Origin of the sequence: Mesorhizobium sp. M2A.F.Ca.ET.039.01.1.1, assembly GCF_003998035.1 — a bacterium.
GTDB lineage: Bacteria > Pseudomonadota > Alphaproteobacteria > Rhizobiales > Rhizobiaceae > Mesorhizobium.
This window is the reverse complement of sequence record NZ_RZRY01001034.1, coordinates 1-1723: the sequence shown is the minus strand read 5'-3', so window position 1 is coordinate 1723 and position 1723 is coordinate 1. Positions and strand designations below refer to the sequence as shown.

Below are 1723 nucleotides of genomic sequence, written 5' to 3'. Positions count from 1 at the left end.
GACCCAGATCGCGCTGATCGACGCCGCCGCCAGCGCCGTCGCCGGCCGCGACGAGGACGATACGGAAAACCCCCTTGCCGCGGCGACGCGCGCTCATGGCAAGATCAGCCCGCGCATTTTCGGCACCTCGCCCGGCACCTATGGCGCCGGTGTCGAGGATTTGCTGTCGCGCGGCGAATGGGGCGTGCGCGAGGAGATCGGCCGCGCCTATCTCGACGCCACCTCGCACGCCTATGGCGGCGCCGACGGAGAAGCGATTGCCGCGCCCGGTGCCTTCGAGGGACGGATCGCCGAGGCCGACCTGCTCGTCCACACCGGCGACGATCCGGGCCGCGATATCCTCGAAGGCTCGGCCGATGTCGCCTTCATCGGCGGCTTTTCGGCGGCGCTTGCAGCGCTTGGCCGCAACGCCGACGTTATTGTGCTCGACACCACCGACCCGCAGAAGCCGAAGCCGCGCTCGGTCGGCGAAGCGGTTTCGCGCGTGGTCCGCGCCCGCGCCGTCAACCCGCGCTTCATCGCCGGCCAGATGCGCCACGGCCCGCGCGGCGCCTCGGAATTCGCCGAAACGGTCGACCGCCTGGTTGGCTTCGCCGAGACCACCCATGCCATTTCCGGCGCGCTGATCGAGGCCGTGCATGACGCCTATGTCGGCGACCCGGACGTTCGCGCCTTCCTGCTGCGCGAGAACCCTGCCGCCGCAAAGGTCATCGCCGAGCGCTTCCTCGCTGCCCGGCGGCGAGGCCTCTGGCATCCGCTCAGGAATTCCATCGACGACGATCTCGCTGCCTTGATCGCCGAAGCCGAAACAAACGGGGTGGCGGCATGAACGCCTTTTCACGCCGCGGCGCTTGCCCGGCCCTCAGCGCGCCGATGCAGACTGGTGATGGGCTTATGGTGCGGCTCAATCCAGTCACTGGAGGACTTGCGCCAAACTTGCTGATCCGATTAGGCGAATCCGCCCTGCGCCACGGCAATGGTATCATGGAAGTGACCGCGCGCGGCAGCCTGCAGATCCGCGGACTGAGCGCGGAAAGCGCCCGGATGCTGGCGGCTGAGGTGGATGCGCTTGGTATTGAAGTGCGGACCGGCGTGCCCGTCGAGACGGGGCCGCTGGCGGGGATCGATCCGCAGGAGGTTGCTGACCCGCGTCCGCTGGCCGAGCGACTCAGGGCGGCGATCGAAGAAGCTGGGCTGACGGCAAGGCTGGGGCCGAAGGTATCGGTGCTTGTCGATGGCGGCGGGCAGTTGACGATGGATGCCGTGGCGGCCGATGTGAGGCTCAAGGCGGTGCGGGCCGGCGCTGGCGTCCTGTGGGCTGTATCTGTTGCCGGTGATGATCAAAGCGCCAAGCCACTTGCAATGGTCGAGGAAGAAGCCTCACGCTACGTCACTGTGGCCGCGCTCCGAATGGTCGCTGAAAAAGGCCGCCAGGCGCATACGCGGGATCTCACGGAGAGACAGCTTAATTCACTGGCAAGTTGGCACTCCGGCGCCCCCCTCTCTGTCCTGCCGGACATCTCCCCCTCAGGGGGGGAGATTGGCAGCTTTGCCGACGGCTCCCTCTCTGCGGCGAACCCGCACGTCTTCACGTCTGCGATTGGCGAAAGCCGCGGTGGCAAGGCAATCTCCCCCCTTGAGGGGGAGATGTCCGGCAGGACAGAGAGGGGGGCGATGGAACGCCAGCCGGCGGGAAGTCCCATCGACACCTTCAGTCTTGCGG

At 67.6% G+C, this 1723-nt stretch carries 2 protein-coding genes; both read left to right on the top strand.

All coding sequences use genetic code 11. From position 1 onward, the window contains the following. Positions 1 to 829: cobaltochelatase subunit CobN (locus EOA24_RS36975; protein ID WP_189354558.1), on the top strand; the 829-nt coding region annotated here is incomplete at its 5' end. Beyond that, a partial coding sequence (cobG, locus tag EOA24_RS36970; RefSeq protein ID WP_127410764.1) for a precorrin-3B synthase occupies positions 826 to 1723 on the top strand: 898 nt, incomplete at its 3' end. The genes EOA24_RS36975 and cobG, both read left to right, overlap by 4 nt.